The 1,517-nt window shown below is 69.1% G+C and carries 1 protein-coding gene; it reads left to right on the plus strand.

The annotated features are described in order from the left end of the window. Positions 1-348 precede the first annotated feature (348 nt). The coding region (locus tag AB0B91_RS65915) for an Hsp70 family protein (RefSeq protein ID WP_358343205.1) at positions 349-1,517 on the plus strand (1,169 nt) is incomplete at its 3' end.

Consider the following 1,517-nt stretch of genomic DNA (forward strand, 5'->3'; position numbering starts at 1 on the left):
AGCGCGGCGGGCAGGCTGTCGTCCCCGGTGGTGGCGGGCCGGTCCTCCCCGGCGTCCGTGGGGCCGGTGCGGGCTGCGACGGTGGGCGTGCCGGCCGGGGTGGCGGGATCGCCGTGCGTCGTCACCGCTAAAGCGTGCCCGACCGACGCAAGGGAAGACAACCGATCGGTAAGAACCTGGGGTTGCGTCGGGTCGGCTCAACCTCGACTTGACGATTTCGCGGGGCGTGGCACTATTGAGTCAAGTTCACTCAACTTGTGGTGGGGTCGCTGCGGGCGACGCCCGCCGGGCAGCTCGACGGGCGTCGCCCGTCACCTGCCCACAACGTGATGAAGCGAGGAAGCGAAGATGGCACGTGCGGTCGGTATCGACCTCGGCACGACGAACTCCTGCGTCAGCGTCCTGGAGGGCGGTGAGCCCACCGTCATCGCCAACGCTGAAGGCTCGCGGACGACCCCGTCGATCGTCGCGTTCGCCCGCAACGGCGAGGTGCTCGTCGGTGAGGTCGCCAAGCGCCAGGCGGTGACCAACCCGGACCGGACGATCCGCTCGGTCAAGCGGGAGATCGGCACCAACTGGTCCGTCGACATCGACGGCAAGAAGTACACCCCGCAGGAGATCTCGGCCCGCACGCTGATGAAGCTCAAGCGGGACGCCGAGGCGTACCTGGGCGAGCAGATCACCGACGCGGTGATCACCGTCCCGGCCTACTTCAACGACGGCCAGCGCCAGGCCACCAAGGAGGCCGGCGAGATCGCCGGCTTCAACGTGCTGCGGATCGTGAACGAGCCGACCGCGGCGGCCCTGGCGTACGGGCTGGACAAGGGCTCCAAGGAGCAGACCGTCCTGGTCTTCGACCTCGGCGGCGGCACCTTCGACGTGTCGCTGCTGGAGCTGGCCGAGGGCGTCGTCGAGGTCAAGTCGACCAGCGGTGACAACAACCTCGGTGGCGACGACTGGGACCAGCGGATCATCGACCACCTGGTGAAGACCTTCCGCGGCGAGCACGGCATCGACCTGGGCCAGGACAAGATGGCCCTCCAGCGGCTCCGCGAGGCGGCCGAGAAGGCCAAGATCGAGCTGTCCGCCGCCACCACCACCAACATCAACCTGCCGTACATCACCGCCGGCGCGGCGGGCCCGCTGCACCTCGACGTGACGCTCAGCCGGGCCGAGTTCCAGCGGATGACGCAGGACCTGCTGGACCGCTGCAAGGGCCCGTTCGAGCAGGCCGTCAAGGACGCCGGCATCAAGGTCTCCGACGTCGAGCACGTCATCATGGTCGGCGGCTCGACCCGGATGCCGGCCGTGACCGACCTGGTCAAGCAGCTCACCGGCAAGGAGCCCAACAAGGGCGTGAACCCGGACGAGGTCGTCGCCGTCGGCGCCGCCCTCCAGGCCGGTGTGCTCAAGGGCGAGGTCCGCGATGCGCCTGCTGGAGGCGGGTGTGTCGGTCGAGCTGCACCAATGGTCCGGCACCTTCCACGGGTCGCAGGCGATCCCGTCCGCCGAGGTGT

It is taken from the genome of Nonomuraea sp. NPDC049141 (genome assembly GCF_040648415.1).
In the GTDB taxonomy this organism is placed as follows: domain Bacteria; phylum Actinomycetota; class Actinomycetes; order Streptosporangiales; family Streptosporangiaceae; genus Nonomuraea.